The sequence below is a fragment of the Streptomyces sp. NPDC052910 genome (assembly GCF_055585605.1).
In genome coordinates, this window is record NZ_JBVJJR010000006.1 from 471,294 (window position 1) to 489,601 (window position 18,308).

The 18,308-nt window shown below is 75.5% G+C and carries 14 protein-coding genes; 3 read left to right on the forward strand and 11 right to left on the reverse strand.

The window, feature by feature from the left end; translation table 11 throughout:
- Positions 1-111 precede the first annotated feature (111 nt).
- The 11 genes from ACZ6X9_RS23650 to ACZ6X9_RS23700 form a co-directional block, all read right to left on the reverse strand.
- The gene (locus tag ACZ6X9_RS23650) at positions 112-378 is read right to left on the reverse strand and encodes a response regulator transcription factor (RefSeq protein ID WP_469779987.1); all 267 of its coding nucleotides are present in this window, start codon (positions 376-378) and stop codon (positions 112-114) included.
- Complete coding sequence (locus ACZ6X9_RS23655) at positions 375-1,202, reverse strand: HAD family hydrolase (protein WP_469779988.1); 828 nt, start codon at positions 1,200-1,202, stop codon at positions 375-377. Before ACZ6X9_RS23655 ends, ACZ6X9_RS23650 begins: the two co-directional genes overlap by 4 nt.
- Before the next feature lie 52 nt (positions 1,203-1,254).
- Positions 1,255-2,121: an endonuclease/exonuclease/phosphatase family protein gene (locus tag ACZ6X9_RS23660; protein ID WP_469779989.1), complete on the reverse strand. Its 867-nt coding sequence runs from the start codon at positions 2,119-2,121 to the stop codon at positions 1,255-1,257.
- Entirely contained in the window at positions 2,118-3,110 is a 993-nt protein-coding gene (locus tag ACZ6X9_RS23665) for a methyltransferase (protein WP_469779990.1), read from the reverse strand. The genes ACZ6X9_RS23660 and ACZ6X9_RS23665 overlap by 4 nt, the downstream gene beginning before the upstream one ends.
- Before the next feature lie 484 nt (positions 3,111-3,594).
- Positions 3,595-4,227, reverse strand: coding sequence for a DUF1349 domain-containing protein (locus ACZ6X9_RS23670; RefSeq protein ID WP_469779991.1), 633 nt, complete (start codon positions 4,225-4,227; stop codon positions 3,595-3,597).
- Positions 4,224-5,060 (reverse strand): SDR family NAD(P)-dependent oxidoreductase, encoded by an 837-nt coding sequence (locus ACZ6X9_RS23675; protein ID WP_469779992.1) that lies wholly within the window; start codon positions 5,058-5,060, stop codon positions 4,224-4,226. Before ACZ6X9_RS23675 ends, ACZ6X9_RS23670 begins: the two co-directional genes overlap by 4 nt.
- On the reverse strand, positions 5,057-6,427 hold the full coding sequence (locus ACZ6X9_RS23680; protein ID WP_469779993.1) for a glycosyltransferase: 1,371 nt from the start codon (positions 6,425-6,427) through the stop codon (positions 5,057-5,059). The genes ACZ6X9_RS23675 and ACZ6X9_RS23680 overlap by 4 nt, the downstream gene beginning before the upstream one ends.
- Positions 6,408-8,195: a 1-deoxy-D-xylulose-5-phosphate synthase N-terminal domain-containing protein gene (locus ACZ6X9_RS23685; protein ID WP_469779994.1), complete on the reverse strand. Its 1,788-nt coding sequence runs from the start codon at positions 8,193-8,195 to the stop codon at positions 6,408-6,410. The genes ACZ6X9_RS23680 and ACZ6X9_RS23685 overlap by 20 nt, the downstream gene beginning before the upstream one ends.
- A complete protein-coding gene (locus ACZ6X9_RS23690; protein WP_469779995.1) occupies positions 8,192-9,520 on the reverse strand; it encodes an aminotransferase family protein in 1,329 nt (442 codons plus the stop codon). Before ACZ6X9_RS23690 ends, ACZ6X9_RS23685 begins: the two co-directional genes overlap by 4 nt.
- Positions 9,521-9,624: 104 nt before the next feature.
- Positions 9,625-10,689, reverse strand: a complete 1,065-nt coding sequence (locus ACZ6X9_RS23695) for a phosphotransferase family protein (RefSeq protein ID WP_469779996.1) — start codon at positions 10,687-10,689, stop codon at positions 9,625-9,627.
- Between the two features lie 127 nt (positions 10,690-10,816).
- Positions 10,817-11,629, reverse strand: a complete 813-nt coding sequence (locus ACZ6X9_RS23700; protein ID WP_469779997.1) for a response regulator transcription factor — start codon at positions 11,627-11,629, stop codon at positions 10,817-10,819.
- Positions 11,630-11,849: 220 nt separating this feature from the next.
- Between ACZ6X9_RS23700 and ACZ6X9_RS23705 the strand changes: the two genes are divergently transcribed.
- The 3 genes from ACZ6X9_RS23705 to ACZ6X9_RS23715 all read left to right on the forward strand — a co-directional run bounded on the left by ACZ6X9_RS23705 (position 11,850) and on the right by ACZ6X9_RS23715 (position 18,307).
- Positions 11,850-16,214, forward strand: a complete 4,365-nt coding sequence (locus tag ACZ6X9_RS23705; protein WP_469779998.1) for a BTAD domain-containing putative transcriptional regulator — start codon at positions 11,850-11,852, stop codon at positions 16,212-16,214.
- A 243-nt stretch (positions 16,215-16,457) separates the two neighbouring features.
- Positions 16,458-17,123 (forward strand): HAD family hydrolase, encoded by a 666-nt coding sequence (locus tag ACZ6X9_RS23710; RefSeq protein WP_469779999.1) that lies wholly within the window; start codon positions 16,458-16,460, stop codon positions 17,121-17,123.
- A 47-nt stretch (positions 17,124-17,170) separates the two neighbouring features.
- On the forward strand, positions 17,171-18,307 hold the full coding sequence (locus ACZ6X9_RS23715) for a monodechloroaminopyrrolnitrin synthase PrnB family protein (protein ID WP_469780000.1): 1,137 nt from the start codon (positions 17,171-17,173) through the stop codon (positions 18,305-18,307).
- Position 18,308: the final 1 nt, after the last annotated feature.

Consider the following 18,308-nt stretch of genomic DNA (forward strand, 5'->3'; position numbering starts at 1 on the left):
TCGATCTTCTTCATGGTGATCTCCTTCTTTTCCGGTGACGGATCGAACGAAGCGACTGCGGTTTTTCCTGCCCCGTGTGCCGCTTACGGGAATGACTCTGCCGTCTCCGCGTCAGGCGGCAAAGTCACGGGATTCCGGGACCGGTTCCGCTTCCGTGGCGTCGACCTGTGCGGCGCACAGGGCCAGCACCATGAGATGGACCCGGGTGGTGGCCCCCGTCTTGCCGCGGATACGCCGCAGATAGGTGTCGACGGTATGGACGCTCAGGCCCATGCGGCGGGCGATCCGGTGATAGGTGTGGCCCTCCGCCAGGTGCACGAGGACTTCGCGCTCCCGCCGCGACAGCAGGGAAACCGATTCCTGGACTTTCTGGATCACAACGTCACCTCACGTTCGTCTTGCGCGTCGAAAGCGTCCGCACGGTCGAAAGCGCCCTGTCCGCCGGGCACGCTCTGCCCACCGGGCGCCCCTTGCGCCCCTTGCACCCCTTGCACCCAGGGCACGTCTTCCGTACGGGACGCGTCTTCCGTACCGGGGCCGAGCAGGTCGGGCCGGGTGAAGTCCAGCGCCGGCAGGCCGGACACCACCAGGTCGGCGGCCGTGTGGTCGAGGTCCCGGGTCAGGGCGGTGGGCACCGCCACGACCGTCATGCCGGCGGACCGCGCGGCCGCGATGCCGGTGAGCGAGTCCTCCACGGCCACGCACCGGGCCGGCGCGACCCCCAGGGCGGCGGCGGCCGCCAGGTAGGCGTCGGGCGCGGGTTTACGGTGGGTCACGTCGTCGCCGGTGACGACGGCGTCGAGGTACCGGCCGAGGCCGTAGTGGCGGAGCCACCGGCGTACCCAGGGGCCGTCCGACGAGGAGGCGACGCCCAAGCGCAGCCCGGCGGCGCGGGCCCGTTCCAGGGTCCGGGGCAGGCCGGGCAGCAGTCGGACGTGGTCGGGCGTCATGAACTCCGCCCAGTACGCCTCGAGTCGGTGCCGCAGCAGGGCGTCGTCCGGGGCCCCGCCGCCGTACCGGTCGCGGAGCAGGGCGAACAGCCGTGGATAGCCCTCGGGCCGTCCGCAGACCTCGCGGGCCCACAGCTCGCGCGGCAGCGGGACGCCGTACTCCGCGAACAGGGCTCCGCAGGCGAGGAAGTCGGGGCGGACGGAGTCCACCAGGGTGCCGTCGAGGTCGAAGACCACGGCGTCGTGGCGCACAGGGCACCGCCTTTCGGAATGTGGGGGGTGGCCGGTTGTGGGGGGTGGCCGGTCACCCGCGGCGCAGTCGGACGGTGACCGGCCGGTGGTCGGACGCGGGCGGCCGGCCGCCGCGCGGCGCGGGCCACGGGTCGGGGGCCGTGTAGCCCGCCAGCCGGGGCACGAGTGAGGGGGACAACAGGAGGACGTCGATACGGCGTTCGCCTTCCGCCGGCGGGACGGTGCCGAAGGTCGGCGAGCGGTCGCCCAGGTGGGCGCCGGCGTCGACGAGGAGGGGGTCAGCGGGGTCGCCGAGGAGCGTCCGCAGCGGGGCGCGGTCGGAGCGCCCGGTCCCGTCGAGCAGGTGGTCGGCCCTGCGGTGCACCGGGACGCGGCTCCAGTCGGGCTCCGGGTCGCCGGGCGGCAGGCTGTTGGCGTCCATGCCGGCGACCAGCGGCGGCAGCGCCGGGTCCGCGTACCGGCGGAGGTGGTCGGCCTCGATCCGGCGGCCGGTCGGGCTGAACGGGTCGAGGTGGGCGACGAGGACGCGCAGCGGCGTGCTCCAGTCGGGCAGCCGGAGGGTGACGAGGCCGTGGCCGTGCCAGTGCGTCAGCGCGGGGTCGGGGTGTTCGCGGTCGACCAGCCCGATGTCGCGCTGCCAGAAGACGGCCTGGTGGCAGCCGGTCTTGGCGGGGAACAGCGTGCCGTCCATCCCGAAGCCGGCCTTGGCGTCCTCGAACAGCCGGCCGCCGTCGCGGTGCCAGCCCCAGCCCTCCGTCGTGAGCAGGACGCGCGGGCGGATGGCGGCGACGAGCGCGCACTGGGCGTGCCACCGCTCGTCGCGACCGTGCAGCCGCTCGATACCCGCCTCGTACAGGTTCCAGAACATCAGCGTGTCGGTCCCGGCCGGGCCCGGTCCCGCGGGGTGTGTGAGGGTCATTTGACACCGACCACCATCGAGTGGGGTCCGTCCAGGCGCTCCTCGTAGGTGTCCCGGAAGCCGGTGCGGCGCAGCCAGTCGCGGCACTGGGCGCCGGTGCAGCCGGAGCCGCCGGGCCGTTCGGCGTGTGCCATGAGGCTGAGGAGGAGGGCGATGCCGTCGCCCGGGGGTTCCTCGGCGGCGAACGCCTCGTACACCAGGACGGCGCCGCCGGGCGGGAGCGCCGCGTACGCCTTCTCCAGCAGCCGCAGCCGCTCCTCGTCGGTCCAGTCGCGCAGGACGTGTCCGAGCACGACGACGTCCCCCCAGGGCAGTGGGTCGCTGAAGAAGTCGCCCGGCCAGAAGGCGGCGCGGTCGGCCACGCCCAGACGGGCGACGTACCGTTCGAACCCCTCGCGGGCGGGAGGCAGGTCGAAGCCGACGGCGGTGAGGTGGCGGTGGTGGAGCAGCAGCCGGCCGGGCAGCGCGCCCTCCGCGCAGCCGACGTCCACCAGGCTGCCGTAGCGGTGCCAGGGGAACCGCTCGGCGATGGCCCGGGCCGGGCCGGTGCTCAGCGCGGTCATCGACTGCTGGAAGGCGCGGGCGGAGTCGGCCGTGGCGTACGTCCCCGCGTAGAAGTCGCGCCCGTCCCGCGCGCCGCCGGGCGCCTTGCCGGTGCGCAGGACGCCGACCAGGTCGTCGGCGACGCCCGCGCACTGGGCCAGGAAGGCGTCGCCCAGGTAGCCGGCCGGTTTGCCGGCGTCCAGGTACTCGGCGGCCTCGGGGGTGTCGGCGTACCCGCCGCCGGTGCGGCGCAGCAGGCCGAGCGCGACGAGGGCGTCGAGGAAGTCGGCGGCCGGACGCGGGTGCAGCCCGAGCCGGTCGCGCAGGGCGGCGGCGGGCAGCGGGGCCGCGGCGAGCGCGGTGAACACGCCCAGTTCGACGGCGGCCGCCACGGTCTTGGTCTTCCAGCGCGCCCAGAGCAAGTCGGTCACGGGCTGCGGGGACATCACGGGAGCCTCCGGTTCTCCGGTGCGGGTGGGGTGAGCTCCGGCCGCCGGGGGCCGGTACGGGGGGTGGAGGGTGCCTGCCGGTGGGGAGGGGTGCGGACGGTGGGGCGCGGTCGCCGGTGAGTGGTACGGGCGGTGGTCCCGGGCCGTCGGAAGGCGGTACGGGCGGTGGGTTCCGGACGGCGTGCCGCGGTACGGGCGGTGGAGCACGGCCGCCCGTCGGCGGTACGGAGGGCCGACTGCGGACGACGGGCGGCGGGGGAGGCAGTCGGCTCCGGATCACGGGTGGCGGGACGGGCGGCGGGCTCCGGATTCCGGGCGGCCGTCGCCGGGCGGTTCGCCACGGTGAGGGCGGTGGACCGCAGCCGTCCGGGAGCGGTACGGAGGGTGGCCCCCGGCCGTGCCGTGACGGCATGGGCCGGGGCTTCCGGCGACCCCGGCGCGGCGCGGACGCCGGACTGCGGCCGTCCCGGCGCGGTGCGGCTCACCGGCGGTCGGCCAGGGCGGCCGGGGCGCACCGCAGGCCGGTGAAGCGGGCGGTGACCGCGTCCGAGAACGGTGCCTGGGCGAACAACCCGAGCCGGACCTCCGGCGCGCCGCCGGGCCACAGGAAGGTGCGGACGAAGTGCCACTCCCCGGCCGCGTCCTCGCGGCAGAAGACGGCGTACCGCTCCCCCTCCCGCGTCACCAGCAGCCCGGCGCCCGGCCCGGTCAGGACCGGGCCCGCCGCCTCGTCGGACCCGGGCCGGGAGACGACGGTGACCACCGCCCAGCCGCCGGCCCTGGTCCGTTCCGCACAGACCTTGAACCAGCCGCCGGCGCCGTGCACGACGATGCCCCCGGCGTCACCGAAGTCCCGTCCCCGGACGTCGACTCGCACCTGGACGGTGTGGTCCCCCGCGACCGTCCGGGTCAGTGCGGGGACGCCCGACGCGGAGTACCAGCCGGGCATGGCGAACAGGTCGGCCCCGCGCTCGGCGCGGACCTCCAGGGCGGACGCGGTGCGGACGGGGGCGGTGCCGGGGCCCGTGAAGGACCAGCCGGGCCCGTCGAAGGGGACGCCGCTTCCTTCCGGCACCGGAGCGGCGGCACCCGGCACCGGCGCGGGCGCCGTCACGGTGCGGTCATCCCGCCGTCGACGCTGATCGCCTGCCCGGTGACGCGGGGCGCCCCCGCGAGGTAGAGGACCAGATCGGCGATGTCCTCGGGGGTCTGGAACTCCCGCTGCGGGACCATCGCGCGCATCCGCTCCCAGCATTCGTCCTCGGTCTCGCCTGGCCGGGTGAACTCCGAGAGGAGGTACTGCCACATGCCGGTTTTGACCATGCCCGGGCAAACGGCGTTGACGCGGATGCCGTCCTTCGCGACCTCCTGCGCCAGGGCGGCGGTGAAGCCGACCACGCCGAACTTGGCCGCGCAGTAGTGCGCCACCTTGGCGAAGCCCGAACGGCCGGACACGGAGGAGAAGTTGACGATGGATCCACCGCCGGAGGCGCGCAGCAGCGGCAGCGCCTCCCGCGAGGAGAGGAAGACGCCGTCGAGGTTGCCGGACACCACCTGTTGGAACTCGGCGAGTTCCATGCGCTCCACGGGGGACACGTGGGTCACCCCGAAGGCGTTGACGACGGTGTCGAGGCGGCCGGGCCCCTCGGCGACCCCCCGGTAGAGGCGGCGTACGGCGTCCTCGTCCGTCGCGTCCACCTCGGCGGCCGTCACGGCCATGCCCTCGGCGGCGAGCCGGACGGCGAGTTCGCGGGCCTCGGCGTAGCCGGTGACGGCCGTGGAGCGGTAGTGGTTGTAGGCGGAGGGCAGCCGGTCGGTGTCGGCGGCCACGACCCGGGCGCCGTTCCGGGCGAGGGTCTCGACCACGGCCGCGCCGATGCCGCGGCCGCCGCCGACGACGAGCGCCACCTGGCCGGCCAGGCGGGTCCCGCGGTCGTTGCTCGTCATGGGGTGTCTCCTGTCGGTGCGGCGCCCGCGAAGACGGGCGCGAGGGTGTAGGTGAGCGGGGGGACGACCAGGGCGTCCAGGAGCCGGGGAAAGGCCCGGTAGTCGGCCAGGTTGCGGTCCGGCGCGGTGACGAGGCGGCGCAGCGCCGGGTCGTCGCGGCCGGTGCGGGCGGCCAGCGCGTCGAGGGCGGTGGTCAGGGTGGCGTCGTGGCGTTCGAAGAAGGCGCGGAAAACGGCGGTGGCCTCCGCCGCGTCGGGGGCGGGCCCGGGCCGGGGCGCGACGCGCACGGCCTCGGGCAGGACGGTGTCGTGCCCGGCGGGGGCCGGGACGGGGTGGCCGGCGAGGGTGCGCAGGAACGTGGCGTCGGTGTACGGGGTGGTGGAGCGCAGGTCCGCCGGGGCGATGGCGCGGGTGAGCAGCCGCTCGGCCAGCACGTCCTCGTCCACCCGGCCGAGCGGGCCGACCCGGCCCATGTCGAAGGTGGCACGGGTGTCCAGGACGGTGGGGATCAGGTTCTCCGGCGGCAGCAGTTCGACGGCCGGGCCGACGGCGGCGGCGAGCACCGGGACGCCGTGGGACAGCGCCTCCAGGACGACCCGGCCGAGCGTCTCGCGGGAGGCTGTGCTGGGGAAGAGCAGCACGTCGATCGCGTCGAAGAACGCGGCGAGTTCCTCCTGCGGCCGGACGCCCGCCATCCGCACGGCGTCGGACGGCACGCCGGCGCGGTCCAGGGCGGCGTACACGGCGGCCGGTTCCCAGCGCGGGTCGTTGGGCTTGCCCGCGCACACCAGGCGGACGGCGCCGCGGGATTCGCGGTGGCAGCGGGCGAACACCGACAGCACCTGGTCGAAGTTCTTGGCCAGCGACAGCGCCCCGAGGTAGCCGACGCGCAGCGGCCGGCCGGGCGGCGGGACGGGCCGGGGGGACCGCCGGGGCAGCCGGTCCAGCATGGGATAGGCGACGGCGGAGCCGTAGGCGGTGACGGAGGGGAAGTTCCGGATGAACAGCCGGCGCGTGTACTCGGTGGGGAACAGCGCCAGGTCACCGGGCCGGACCAGCGGCGCGCAGAGTTCCTCCTGCGCCCAGTAGCCGGACCAGAGCGCGGTGTGCACCTCGCGGACGATGCGGAAGTCTCCGCCGTGCCGTTCCCGCCAGTGGTGGTAGAGGAACGCGTACGGGCCGGACCCCGCGTACACCACGTCGTCGGCGCCGAGTCCGGCGACGCAGCCGGGTCCCGCGGTCAGGTCGTGCAGGACGGCGGGGGCGCGGCGGGCGAGCAGCCGGGACATCTCGCGGTGCATGAGGACCGCACCGTCGACGATGCCCTCGGCGTCCGGCGCCCGGTAGTCATGCGTATGCAGGCGCATGCCCGGCCTCCTGTCGGTCCTCGCGGAGCGCCGTGAGGCGTGCGCGGAGCTGCGCGACGTCCATGCCGTGCAGGGGCAGTTGGTGCCGGTGGACGCGGGTGGCGATGTCCCGGCGCACGGCGTGCACCTCGACGGGCAGCAGGTAGGCGGAGCGCAGCCGTTCGCCGAAGCCGCCCTCGGCGCCGTTGTACTCGACGCTCAGGACGCGGCGGGCGCGCGTGAGCACGCCGAGGGCGTCCGGCCCGAGCCGGGGGGTGAGCGCGGCGCAGTGCAGGTGCGGCAGCCCGAGGCCGCGGTTGGCGTCGTCCACCAGCACACCGGCGTAGCCGAAGGTCACCACGACGGCCTCCGGGTCGGCGCCGTCGGGCGGGGTGAGCCAGACGCCGCCGTCGAGGTCGGCCGAGCAGTCGCGGGCCGGGGGCGTGAACGGGGCGTCCACGAGGCTGACGACGTGGGCGGTGGCGGGGTCGCGGGCGAGCCGGTCCAGGCAGGCGTCGAACTCGGCGGCGGTGACCGGCTCGTACACACGGGTGTGCAGCAGCAGGCCGAGCAGGTTGACGGCGTTGTGGGCGCCGCCCCAAGCGCCCCAGCTCCGCCCGGCCAGGACGAGGAGGTTGCGGACGCTGGTGGTGGCCTCGGTGAGCATGCTCAGCGAGTCCATGTAGTACATGGCGTCGGTGGCGACGACCTTGGTGACGTCGTCCGGGAGGGACAGCGTCATGCCGGCGGTCAGGGTCTCGGCGAGCCCGGTGTTGGTGTACGGCACGTGGCCGCGCAGCCCGAAGCGGGCCGCCATGTCCGGGGTGAACACGGCCAGTTCGGCCCCGGAGCGGCGCTGGTGGTCGGCGAGCAGGCGGCCGGCGCCGGCGGCGAAGGACGCCGGCCGGGGTGTGTCCGTGCCCCGCGGGCCGGCCGGCGGGCGGAAGCTGTGCTCGCCCTTGCGGGTGCGGCAGACGAGCGCGGCCGGGCCGGGCCGGGCGAGCAGCGTTCCCAGGGCCTCCTCGACGGCCCGGTCGTCGCGGCCGTCCGTCTCCACGAGGTGGCCGAGGAAGGCGGCCAGGTAGCCGGTGTTGACCGGCTTCGCCAGCGGTTCGATGCCCTTGCCGTTGGCGTCCACGACCAGGACGAGGTTGTCGAGTCCGGCGTCGTACGCGAAGCGCAGCGCCTCGAAGGCGGCGCCCTCGTGCAGTTCGCCGTCCCCGGCGAGGCAGACGACCTTGCGGTCCTCGCCGCGCCGCGTCAGCTCCCAGGCGAGGCTGACGGCCTGGGCCACGCCGACGCCCAGGCTGTAGCGCATGGTGTTGCGGAACCCGAGGTCGCGGTGGACGACGCCGGTCAGTCCGCCCTGGTGCAGGGTGGCCAGCGGGGCGAAGGGCAGGGTGCCGCGCACGTAGTGTTCGGCGTAGAAGGCGGGGGCGATGTGGCCGCGGCCGACGACGAGTTCGGCGGGGGCGTCGTCGTCGGTGAGCCCGTGGGCGAAGCATGCGCGGACCAGGGGCAGCGAGGACAGGTTGCTCTGCAGGTTGCCGGAGCCCGCGATCTCGTGCATGCGCAGCAGGACGTCGGCGCTGTCCGTGTGGAGACGCTCGGGGACCTGGGCGGCGATCCGGCGGAGGCCGTCCGACAGCCGTTCCTCGCCCGTCCGGGGGCCGCCTCGCATGGCCTCCATCGCGTCCAGTTCCCGTTGCGCCACGGTCCGTTCGGCGGCGGTGAGCCGGGGCAGCGCCTCCCGGAGGGGCGCCGCGAACCGCTCGTGCAGGCCGTTCACCGGGCGCCTCCGACGACCTCGTCCAGAGCCTCGCCCAGGATGCGCGCAGCCTCGTCGATCTCCGCCGTGGTGGTGATGAAGGCGGGCGCGAGGACCACCCAGTCGTCCTGGCCCCGGAGGATCAGGCCGCGGCGCAGGCAGGCGGAGGCCACCCGCTCGCCGAGGCGTTCGCCGGGGCCGGCCAGCTTCACGCCGTACAGCAGCCCCGCCGCGCGGACGGTGCCGCGCCCGCCGGCCGCCTCGCGGAGCCGGCCGTCCGTGTACGCCGCGAGCTCGCGGATCCGGGCGGGCCAGTCACCCTCGCGGAACAGGGTGACGGCGGCGAGACCGGCCGCGGCGGCGAGCGGGTTGGCGGCGTAGGTGTGGGAGGGGGCGAAGGACACCGGGCCGCCCTCCTCGCCGAGTACCGCGGCGACGTGCCCGGCCATGAGGACGGCGGCCAGCGGCGCGTACCCGCCGGAGATGCCCTTGCCCGCGCAGAGGATGTCGGGGGTCACGCCGTAGGTCTGGGCCGCGAAGGGCTGCCCGGTGCGGCCGAAGCCGGTGACGATCTCGTCGAAGACCAGCAGGACGCCGTGGCGGTCGCACACCTCGCGGAGGGCGGGCAGGTAGCCGTCCGGGGGGACGGCCATGCCGCGCAGGTGGATGACGGGTTCCACGACGAGCGCCGCCACCGAGTCGGGCCCCTCGGCCTCGATGGTCCGCTCGATCATGGCGGCGGCGAGGGCGCCGGACCGCTCCGGGGGAACGTCCCAGAAGCCCTCCAGGCAGTCCGGCGGCCACACGTGGACGACGCCGGGCAGGCCGGGCCCGAACCGGGTGGTGTCGGGGCGGCCGGTCAGCGACAGGGAGCCGAAGGTGGCCCCGTGGTAGCCGTGGTAGTAGCTGAGGATCTTCACCCGGCCCGGCTCGCCGTGGGCGCGGTGGTAGAGGCGGGCCAGGCGTATCGCGGCCTCCACGCTCTCCGACCCGCCGTTGACCAGCTTGGCGGCCGTGATGTCGGCGGGTGCCAGGTCCACCAGGGCCCGGGCGAGCTCCAGCGCGGCCTGGTTGGTGCCGTGCAGCGGCGGGTTGAAGGGCAGGGTGCGCAACTGGTCGGTGACCGCGCGGACGATGGGCTCGCAGTCGTAACCGAAGCAGGTCACGAAGACGCCGGACAGGGCGTCCAGGTAGCTGCGGCCCGCCGCGTCGGCCAGCCGGACGCCCTTGCCGGACGTGAAGAGGAGCGCCTCGGGCGAGTGCGGGACCTCGAAGCAGAAGGCCGACAGGTCGGACGGCCAGGGGGACAGGGGGTGTCGCGGGTCGGTGGCCACGTCGTCGGTCATGGAGGCTCCTGGTGTGAGAGTGCGGCCGGGGGCCGGTGGTGCCGGACGGAGGGGGTGTTGGACGAAGCGGGTGTTGGACGAAGCGGGTGTTGGCGTTCGTCGGTTCAGTCGCCCGGCCGGCCGGTGAGCAGCCGGTGCGTGGTGAGCCGGCGGGCCGGGGACAGCAGGTCGAAGTAGGCGAGCCACTGCGGGAAGAGCAGGCCGCGGTCGAGGACGTCCTTGGCGATGTCCACGACGACCGGGAGGGAGTGTGCCGTCAGGACGGGCATGAGCAGGTGCTCGTCCCCGGGCCGCAGCAGGCCGCGGCGGCGTCCGGAGCGGAGCATTCCGGCGAGGACGTCACGGGCCGCGCGGGTGTCGTCGCCGCAGGCCAGGACGGCCGTGTCGGCGATCCAGGCGAGGTCGAGCAGCCGGTCGCCGACGTGCAGGTTGTCGAAGTCGAGTACGGCCAGGACGCGCGGCTCCCGGTGTGGGTCGAGGAGGAAGTGGTGGACGTGCAGGTCGCCGTGGACGACGGACGGGCGGGCCGGCGCGCCGGGCACCTCGCGCAGCAGCGGCTCGGCCGCGCGGAGTGCGCGCAGGGCGTCGGCGGTGGCGCGGTGCCAGTGGTCCGCGCCGCGCTCGGCCTTGGGCAGCAGCCGGTCCACGGCGTCCCGGAAGGCGGTGGGCCCGTGCTCCTCCTCGACCAGCGGCGGCAGGTGGAGCGGGGCCAGTTCCCGGGCGGTGTCCGCGGGGAGCGCGTCCAGCGCCTCCCGCAGGTCGAGCCCAGCGGCGACCACGGCCGCGGCCGCCCGGGCGCCGCGCGCCGGTACGCCGGGGCAGTGGGAGGTGAGTTCGCAGGGCACGCCGTCATGCTCGACGGCGGTACGCCCGTCGGCCGCCGGCACGGCGGGCGGCACCGGGACCCCCCGCCGGCGGCAGTGGTCGGCCACCCGGTCCTTGAGCGGATAGAACGGGCCGGGCCGTACCGCTTCCGCGTCCGGCCGTACCTTGAACACGTGGTCGCCGCCGGGCGCCGCGACCCGCCACAGCCCCGCCGTGTGCGTGAGCGGGGCCGCGCCCCCGACGCTCAGCGGGCTCAGACCGGCCCCCGCCCAGGGCTCGCCCCAGTGCGTGGCGAGGGCGTGGCGGACCCACTGCTGCGATCCTGCCGGGGCGGTGACGGGCATCGGGGCTCCTTTCCCTGGCGGTGACTGTCCGATGGGGGAAAAGAGTGCCGAACCCGGGCGGCGGGCGAAGGGATTCGGGGACCACTCTGCCCTTTGTTCTCCGGACCGTGCCCGTATGTACCCGAGATCAGATCAGCCCGGAACGGATGGCATAGGAAACCGCATGCGCGCGGTTGCGTACCTCAAGGCGTTCCATCATTCGGTACAGGACGTTCTTGACGGTCCGCTCGGAATAGGCCAGCCGGTCCGCTATTTCGGCCAGTTCGCGTCCTTCCGCGATCAGCCGCAGAATGTCGGCCTCGCGGGCGGTCAGTTGCCGGGCGGAGGCCAGGCCCTGCGGAATGAGGACGTCGCGGTACGCGCGCTGCACCTGGTCCAGCAACTGCCCCTGGAGGTCCGCCGGCAGACAGCCGCCGCCGTCCCGTACCTGGAGCAGGGTGCGGACGAGCGTCTCGGGCGTCGTGTCGCGCCGCCACAGCACCGCGCGGACCCCGCATTCGACGGCCAGGGCGACGTCGGCCTTCCAGCGGGTGCCGGCGATGACCAGGAACGGGCCGGTCCGCCGCTCCGCCGCCAGTCCGCGCAGGACACCGAGGGTCTCGCCGCTCACCGTGTCGGCGGCGAACACCGTGACGTCGGCGTCTTCCGGCCGGGAACGGGCGGCGTCACCCGGCGCACGGCGGGCCCCCGCCTCCGGGCGGGAGCCGTCGGCCGGTTCGTCGTCCCGGCCCGCCACCGTCACCCGCTCGTCGATCTCCAGGTAGCTGGCCAGCCCCGTGTAGGTCAGGTGGTCCGCGGCGTGCACGGCGACCCGCAGGGGCGCGGGGGCGACCGCCCGGCGCACCTCACGCCGTCGGTTCTGGGCGGTGCCGCGCCCGGAGTACGTCGTGACGCGCCGGTCCGTGGCCACCGTACGCAGCCCTAAAATTGGCGTGCTCATTTCACTCTCCCGTTCCGTGCGGAGACCGCGGGGAATTGCGGGCACCGTGCCACACCGGCCTTGCCGGGTTCTCCCGCGCCTTGCGCGCGGCTTGTACATCCGCTTGACGCGTCCTTGAACAGCGCTTGGCCGCCGCTGACGACCTGTGCGAAGATCGCCTCGCGACGGGGTCAACCGTTCGAAATGCCGCGCGGCCGGGCCGGAGGAAAGCGGACGACTGATGGCACTTCCCGAAGACCAGTTGGCCGCGGACGCGCGGGGCGGCTCCGACGGTCCCCGCCTGTGGCTCCTCGGACCGATGAGCGCCGACGCCGGCGGGCGTGACGTCGACCTCGGCCCGCCGCGCCGCCGCGCCCTCCTGGCGCTCCTCGCGATGCGGGTCGGGCACGTCGTGCCCGCCCGGCAGTTGACGGAGGAACTGTGGTGCGGCCGGGTCCCCGACCGCGGCCCCGCCTCCCTGCACAGCTACATCTCCCACCTCCGGCGCTCCCTGGCCCCACCGCCCGAGTCCCCCGCCTCCGATTCCGCCTCCGCCGGTTCGGCTTCCGCTTCCGGTTCCGGCCCGCGGAACCGGCTGATCCGCCGCATGGCCACCGGTTACGTCCTCGGCCTGCGCCGCGAGGACGTCGACACCTGCCGCTTCGAGGACGCGGTGGCCGAGGGACGCGGACTGCAGCGCGACCGGCGGCACGCCGAGGCCAGGGACGTCCTCGGGGCCGCCCTGAAACTGTGGCGCGGCACACCGTACGAGGAACTCACGGGCTACCCGGCCCTCGCGGAGGAGGCCGAACGGCTGGCGCGCCTGCGCCTGTCGGCGGTCGAGACCTGGGCCGACGCCTGCCTCGCCCTCGGCGACCCGGAGGCGGTGGCCGAACTCGACACCGAGGCCCACGCCCACCCGGGCCGCGAACGCCTGGCCGGCCAGGTCATGACGGCCCACTACCGACTCGGCCGGCAGGCCGAGGCACTCCACGTCTACACGCGCACCCGCGACTGGCTGGCCCGCGAGCTCGGCGTCGACACCGGGGAGGAGCTGCAACGGCTCCACCGGGCCATCCTGCGACGCGAACCGGCCCTGTCGGCGGCGGCGCCGGGGCCCGGCGGGCCGGGCACGGGGGCGTCGTGGCCGGAGGTGTCCGGGCGGGGACGGGCGAGCTCGGGGATGCCGGGAATGCCGGGGCCGTCGGATCCGTCCGGCCCGGGGACGCCGGGTCCCGGCGGCCCGGGCGCCGGAGCGTCACGGCCGGAGGCACCCGGGCCGGGCCGGCCGGGCTCGAGGACGACGGACCTCCCCTACCCGTCGGGCCCGGGGACGCCGGAACCCGACGGGCCGGGCGTGGGGACCTCATGGGCGGAGACGCCCGGGCCAGGGCGGCCGGGCGCGAGGACGACGGACCTCTCATACCCGTCGGGCCCGGGAACGCCGGAACCCGACGGGCCGGGCGTGGGAACGTCATGGGCGGAGGCTCCCGGGCCAGGGCGGCCGGGCGCGGCGATCTCGCATCTCTCGGACCTCTCGGGCTCGGGAGCACCAGGAATGGGGGCACGAACGCCGAGTCCGGGTCTGTCAGACCCGGGGGCCTGGATCCCGGGCACGCCGGGCTCGGGCGTGCCCGGACCGGACACGGCTTCAGGCCTGCCGCGCCCGTTGCCGCCGGTCGCCGGACCGCCGGCAACGGGCGCGTCGGGGACGGGCCCTGCCGGGACCGGCCCGGACGGCACCGGCCCGGACGTCACCAACCCGGACCGCACCGGCCCGAGCGGCGTGCCCCTGCGCGATGGGCTCACCGCCGCCGTCAGGCCGGCCCAGCCCTCCGCCGCCCCACTCGCATCGGCAGCACCACGCACCCGACCGACCACACCGCCGACGCACGAACGGCCTTCCTCCGCGTCACCGCACGCCCCTGCCTCACGCGCCCTCCACGGTCCGCCGGAGACGGGAACGCCGCGGCTGCGGCCGGAGATGCGGCCCTCCCCCGCCATGCCCTCCCCTGCCATGCCGTCGGACGACGTGCCGTCGGAACCTCCGTCCTCGGCCCTGCCCTCGGCGGCCCCGCCGACGGCCCCGACGACGTCCCAGCCGTCACCCACGTCGCAGCCGTCCCAGCCCGCACTCGACATTTCCCACCACCCCATACCCCCGCACGCCCCTGGCCGGCGGCCCGTTCCCGACCCGGCCGCGGCCCCGGCGCGGACGTCCGTGGCCGCCCTGCCGCCGGAGCACCACGCGGCGGCTCCGCCGCCCCGGCCGGCCCCGCCGGCCCCCGCGCCGTCCGGCGCCCCCGGCCGCCGGGCGTTCGTCGGCCGGGACCGGGAGCTGGCGGCGCTGCGCATCCTGGTGGCGGATGTGCTGGCGGGCAAGGGCCGGGTCGCGGCCGTGCTCGGGGAGCCGGGGATCGGCAAGTCGCGCCTGTTGTCGGAGGTCGCCCAACGCCTGCCGCACACCAGCGTGGAGGCCGTGTGGGGCTACTGCTTCTCCGGCCCGGGCGCCCCGCCGTACTGGCTGTGGACGCAGGTGCTGCGGCAGATGGCCGCCTCCCGGCCGCAGGCGTTCCGTGCCGTGCGGGAGCGGTTCGGCGACCGCCTCCTCCCCGTGCTCGACAGCGCGTCCGACGCCGCGGGCCGGCACGACCGCCATCCGGAGGTGGCGCCGGACCGCTTCCGTACGTACGACGCGGTCTGCGAGGCGCTGTTGTCGCTGGCGGACGAGGCACCGCTGCTGCTGCTCCTGGAGGACCTGCACTGGGTGGACGCCCCCTCGCTGCAACTTCTGCGTCTGCTCGCCAGCCGGCTCAACGGCAGGCGCCTCGGCATCGTGATCACCACGCGTACCTGGGAGTTGGAGAGCGACCCGGAGCTGGGCGAGGCGCTCGGCGAGACGCTGTGGAGTCCGCGCACGGAGAGCATCCGGTTGCACGGGCTGCCCGAGGAGGCCGTGTCCCTGCTGGTCTCCGTCGCGTCGGGGCCGGGCGTGCCCGCCGAGACCGTCCATCGCCTGCACGAACGCAGCAAGGGCAATCCGTACTTCGTCCACCAGTTGATGTCCCTGCTCGGCGACCCCGCCCGGCTCCACGACCCGCAGGCCGTACGGCAGTTGTTCACGCGTGTCCCGTCGGGGGCGCGGGAGGTGCTGACGCAGCGGTTCGCGACGTTGCCGGACGTCACGCGGGACCTGCTCCGGCTGTGTGCGGTGATCGGTTCGGAGATCGACCCGGAGCTGCTCGCGGAGGTGTCGGGACACGGCCGGGAGGCGGGCGAGCATCTCGAACCGGCGTTGCGGGCGCAGTTGTTGTCGGGTGACCCGGCGGGTCCGGGTACGTTGCGGTTCACCCACGCGCTGGTGCGTGAGACGCTGTACGGCGAGCTCGACCGCGGCCGGCGCGCGCGGCTGCACGCCCGGATCGCGGAGACCCTGGCCGCCCGCCCGGGCGGCCGGCACGACGCGGTGGAGCAGCACGCGCACCACGCGTGGGAGGGCTCGCGGGTCCTGGCGCCGGCCCGGGTGCTGCCCGCCCTGTGCCGCGCCGCCGACGACGCCGAGCTGCGGCTCGCGTACGAGCGGGCGGAGATGTGGCTGCGGCGGGCCATCGACCTGCTGCGCCTGCTGCCGCCCGACGACCCTGCCGCGCCGTTGCTGGAGCGGCAGTTGCAGATCCAGCTCGGCCAGATGCTGGCGACCACGCGCGGTTACGGTGACGCCGACGCGGAGGCGGCGTTCACCCGCAGCCGGGACCTGAACCCGGTCACCGGTGCCCAGGACGAGCCGACGGCGCTGTGGTCGCTGTGCACCGCGCACTTGGTGACGGGCCGGTACGACGGCGCGCTCGGATTCTCGGACCGGCTGCGCGCGATGCCGGGCACACCGCAGGACCCGGTCGCCTTCCTGGGTGCCCGCTACGGGCGCGGCATCGTCCTGCATGTGCGCGGCCTGCTCCCCGACGCCCTGGTCGAGTTGGAGTCCGCGGTGACGCGGGCGGACGCGCTGGGCGCGGAGGGTGCCCGCCAGGTGGCGCGCCTCTTCCAGCACGACCCGCGGGTCTCCTGCCGCTCGTACGACGCTTTCACCCGCTGGTTCCTGGGCGACGACGACGCGGCGGCGTCCCGCCGCGCCGAACTCCTCGACATCACGCGGCACGACAGCCGCCCGAACGACCAGGCGTTCGCGCTCTATGTGGACGGGATCCTGGCCGGCCTGGAGGGCGACGTGGAGACGGCCCACCGCTCGGGCCGGCGTGGCCGCGTCGTCGCGGACCGGTACGGTCTGCGGTACTGGAAGCACATGCTGTCGGTCTGCGAGGGCTGGGCCCTCGCGCACACCGGCGCGGCGGACGCGGGGATCGCCCTCGTCACCTCGGCGGTCGCCGGCCTGGACGCCTCGGGCACGCTCATCCGCCTCCCCCTCCACCTGGGCTTCCTCGCCGACGCCCTGCACCACGCCGGCCGCCCGGACGAGGCGGCCTCGGCCCTGCGCCGCCTCCACCGCGAGACGCGGACCCGCGGCGAACGCGTCTATCTTCACCCGCGGCTGCCCTCGACGGCCCTGGCCGCGCGCCTGCTGCCCTCAGCGGAGGTTCCGGCTCCGTAGTCCCGGGGCCGGCCGCTCACCGGGACCCCGCCCTTCGGCATGCCGTCGGGCGGGTTCCGGAGATCGTCAGGCTTGTCCCACTCCGGCCCGTTCGGGGGCTGAACGTCCAGGTCACAGCGGTGAGACGACTGTTGACGGGGTCTCCGGCGCACCCTAGTGTCATTGGTCCAGACTAATGGCGCGGTTCCGGGGGGACGACGCATGCGTGCGTTCCGCTTGGAGCCGCCGCGCACGGGGGGAACTGTGCTGAGGACGGGGGAGGCGCGCTCCGGCGCGGACGGTCGGCTGATCGTCCTGGACTTCGACGGAGTGCTGCTCGACACGGAACGCATCGGCGTCGCCGTATGGCGGGAGCTGCTGCGCGAGGCCGCGCCCGGCCTGCGGCGCGTCCTCACCGTGCGGGCCGACCGCACCCTCGACCGCGCCGCGCTGGCCCGCCGGCTGGCCGTCGCGACCGGACGGCGGCAGGCCCGGGTGCTGTGGGACGAGTTCGAGCGCCGCAACCGCGCGCAGGCGGACCGCACCGACACCACGCCCGGGGTGCGGGCCTTCCTGGCGCACTGCCGGGAGCGCGGGCACACCCTGGCCGTCGCCTCCGGCAACGCGCCGGACTGGGTGGAGGGGCACCTGGCCCGCCTCGGGCTGCGACCGCACTTCACCACCGTGACCTGCGCGGGCCCCGGCGTACGCACGAAACCCGCACCCGACACCTACCTCCGCGCGGTCGCCGCGGCCCGGACCGGGACCCGCCGCGCCCTGGCGGTCGAGGACTCCTACACGGGTCTGGCCGCCGCCCGCGCCGCCGGACTGCCGGCCGTGTGGGTCACCGACGCGCCCCGCTCGGCCACACCGCCGGCACCCGCCGCCCGCCGCGTACGGGACCTCGGCGAACTCGTCGGCCGGCTCTGACCCAGCCGCTCCCCCCTGCCACCCGACACCCCACCACCGACCCTGCTTTGGGCGCCGCCTTCGCCATGGCCGCGCCCGTGAACTGGGAGCACGTGATGCCCGGACTCGCCCTGCCCATGCGCGACCTCGACCGCGCCGTCGCCACGTCGGACCCGCTCGACGCGGCCCGTGACGCACCCCGGCTGCCCGCCCTCAACCGCGCGGCGGACATCGCCGGGCTGACCGCCCTCGCCCGGGACTGGGCGGGCCGCGCGGAGAGCGCCGTCCACGACCCGACCACCGCGAGCGCGGCCCTGCGCGACCTCGGCTTCGCCCTCGCCTCCCTCGAACGCCACGGCGTCGACTACCGCACCGTGCCCGGCGCGGAGGAACTCCTGCTGAAACTGGGCGCCGTCGCCGAGGAGGTGCCGCGCGACAGCGTCTACACGTACGCGCTGCGCAATCCGGAGGACGCGCCGCGCTCCTTCACCGACCTGCCCGAGGAGGACCTCTTCATCCGCGAGGTCCGCACCGCGGGCGTCGCGCTCCGCCCGGCCGTGGACGCCCTGACGGAGGCGCTGCCCGCGGCGGTGGACGACCCCGCCCTGCCCGGGCTGCTGGCCGAGGCCACGGCCGGCTTCACGGTGTTCGCCCAGTGCCTGCTGTCGGTCAAGCGCACGATCACCCCGCGGACGTTCTCCTTCGGGATGCGCCCCTACTTCCCGCCCATGACCGTCGGCGGACAGGTCTTCTACGCCCCGGGCGGCGCCCAGATGACGCCGCTGCTGGTCGACGTGGCGCTGCTGCGGCCGGAGCCCGGCGACGCGCGGGAGGAGTGGTACGAGGGCTACCTGCGCGAGAACCTGCCGTACCTGCCCGCCGCCTACCGGGACGCCGCCGACGCGGCGCGCCGCCACCGCCCGCTGCTGCCCCGCCTCGTCGAGGAGGCCGCCCGGCACTCCCCCGGCACCCCGGCGGTCGTCCGCACCCTGACCGAACTGCGCCGTCTGACGCAGGAGTTGCTGCACTTCCGGCTGCCCCACGTCCAGCTCGCGAAGGCCAACATGAACATCCGCCCCGACGGCTCCCTGGGCAGCGGCGGCTACACGACCGACTCCCTGGACAAGCTGGCCGAGCTCACGCTGGCCCGCCACCGGCTCCTGACCGACGCGTGCGCCGCCGCCGGCGGCGGCGAGGAGAGATGAC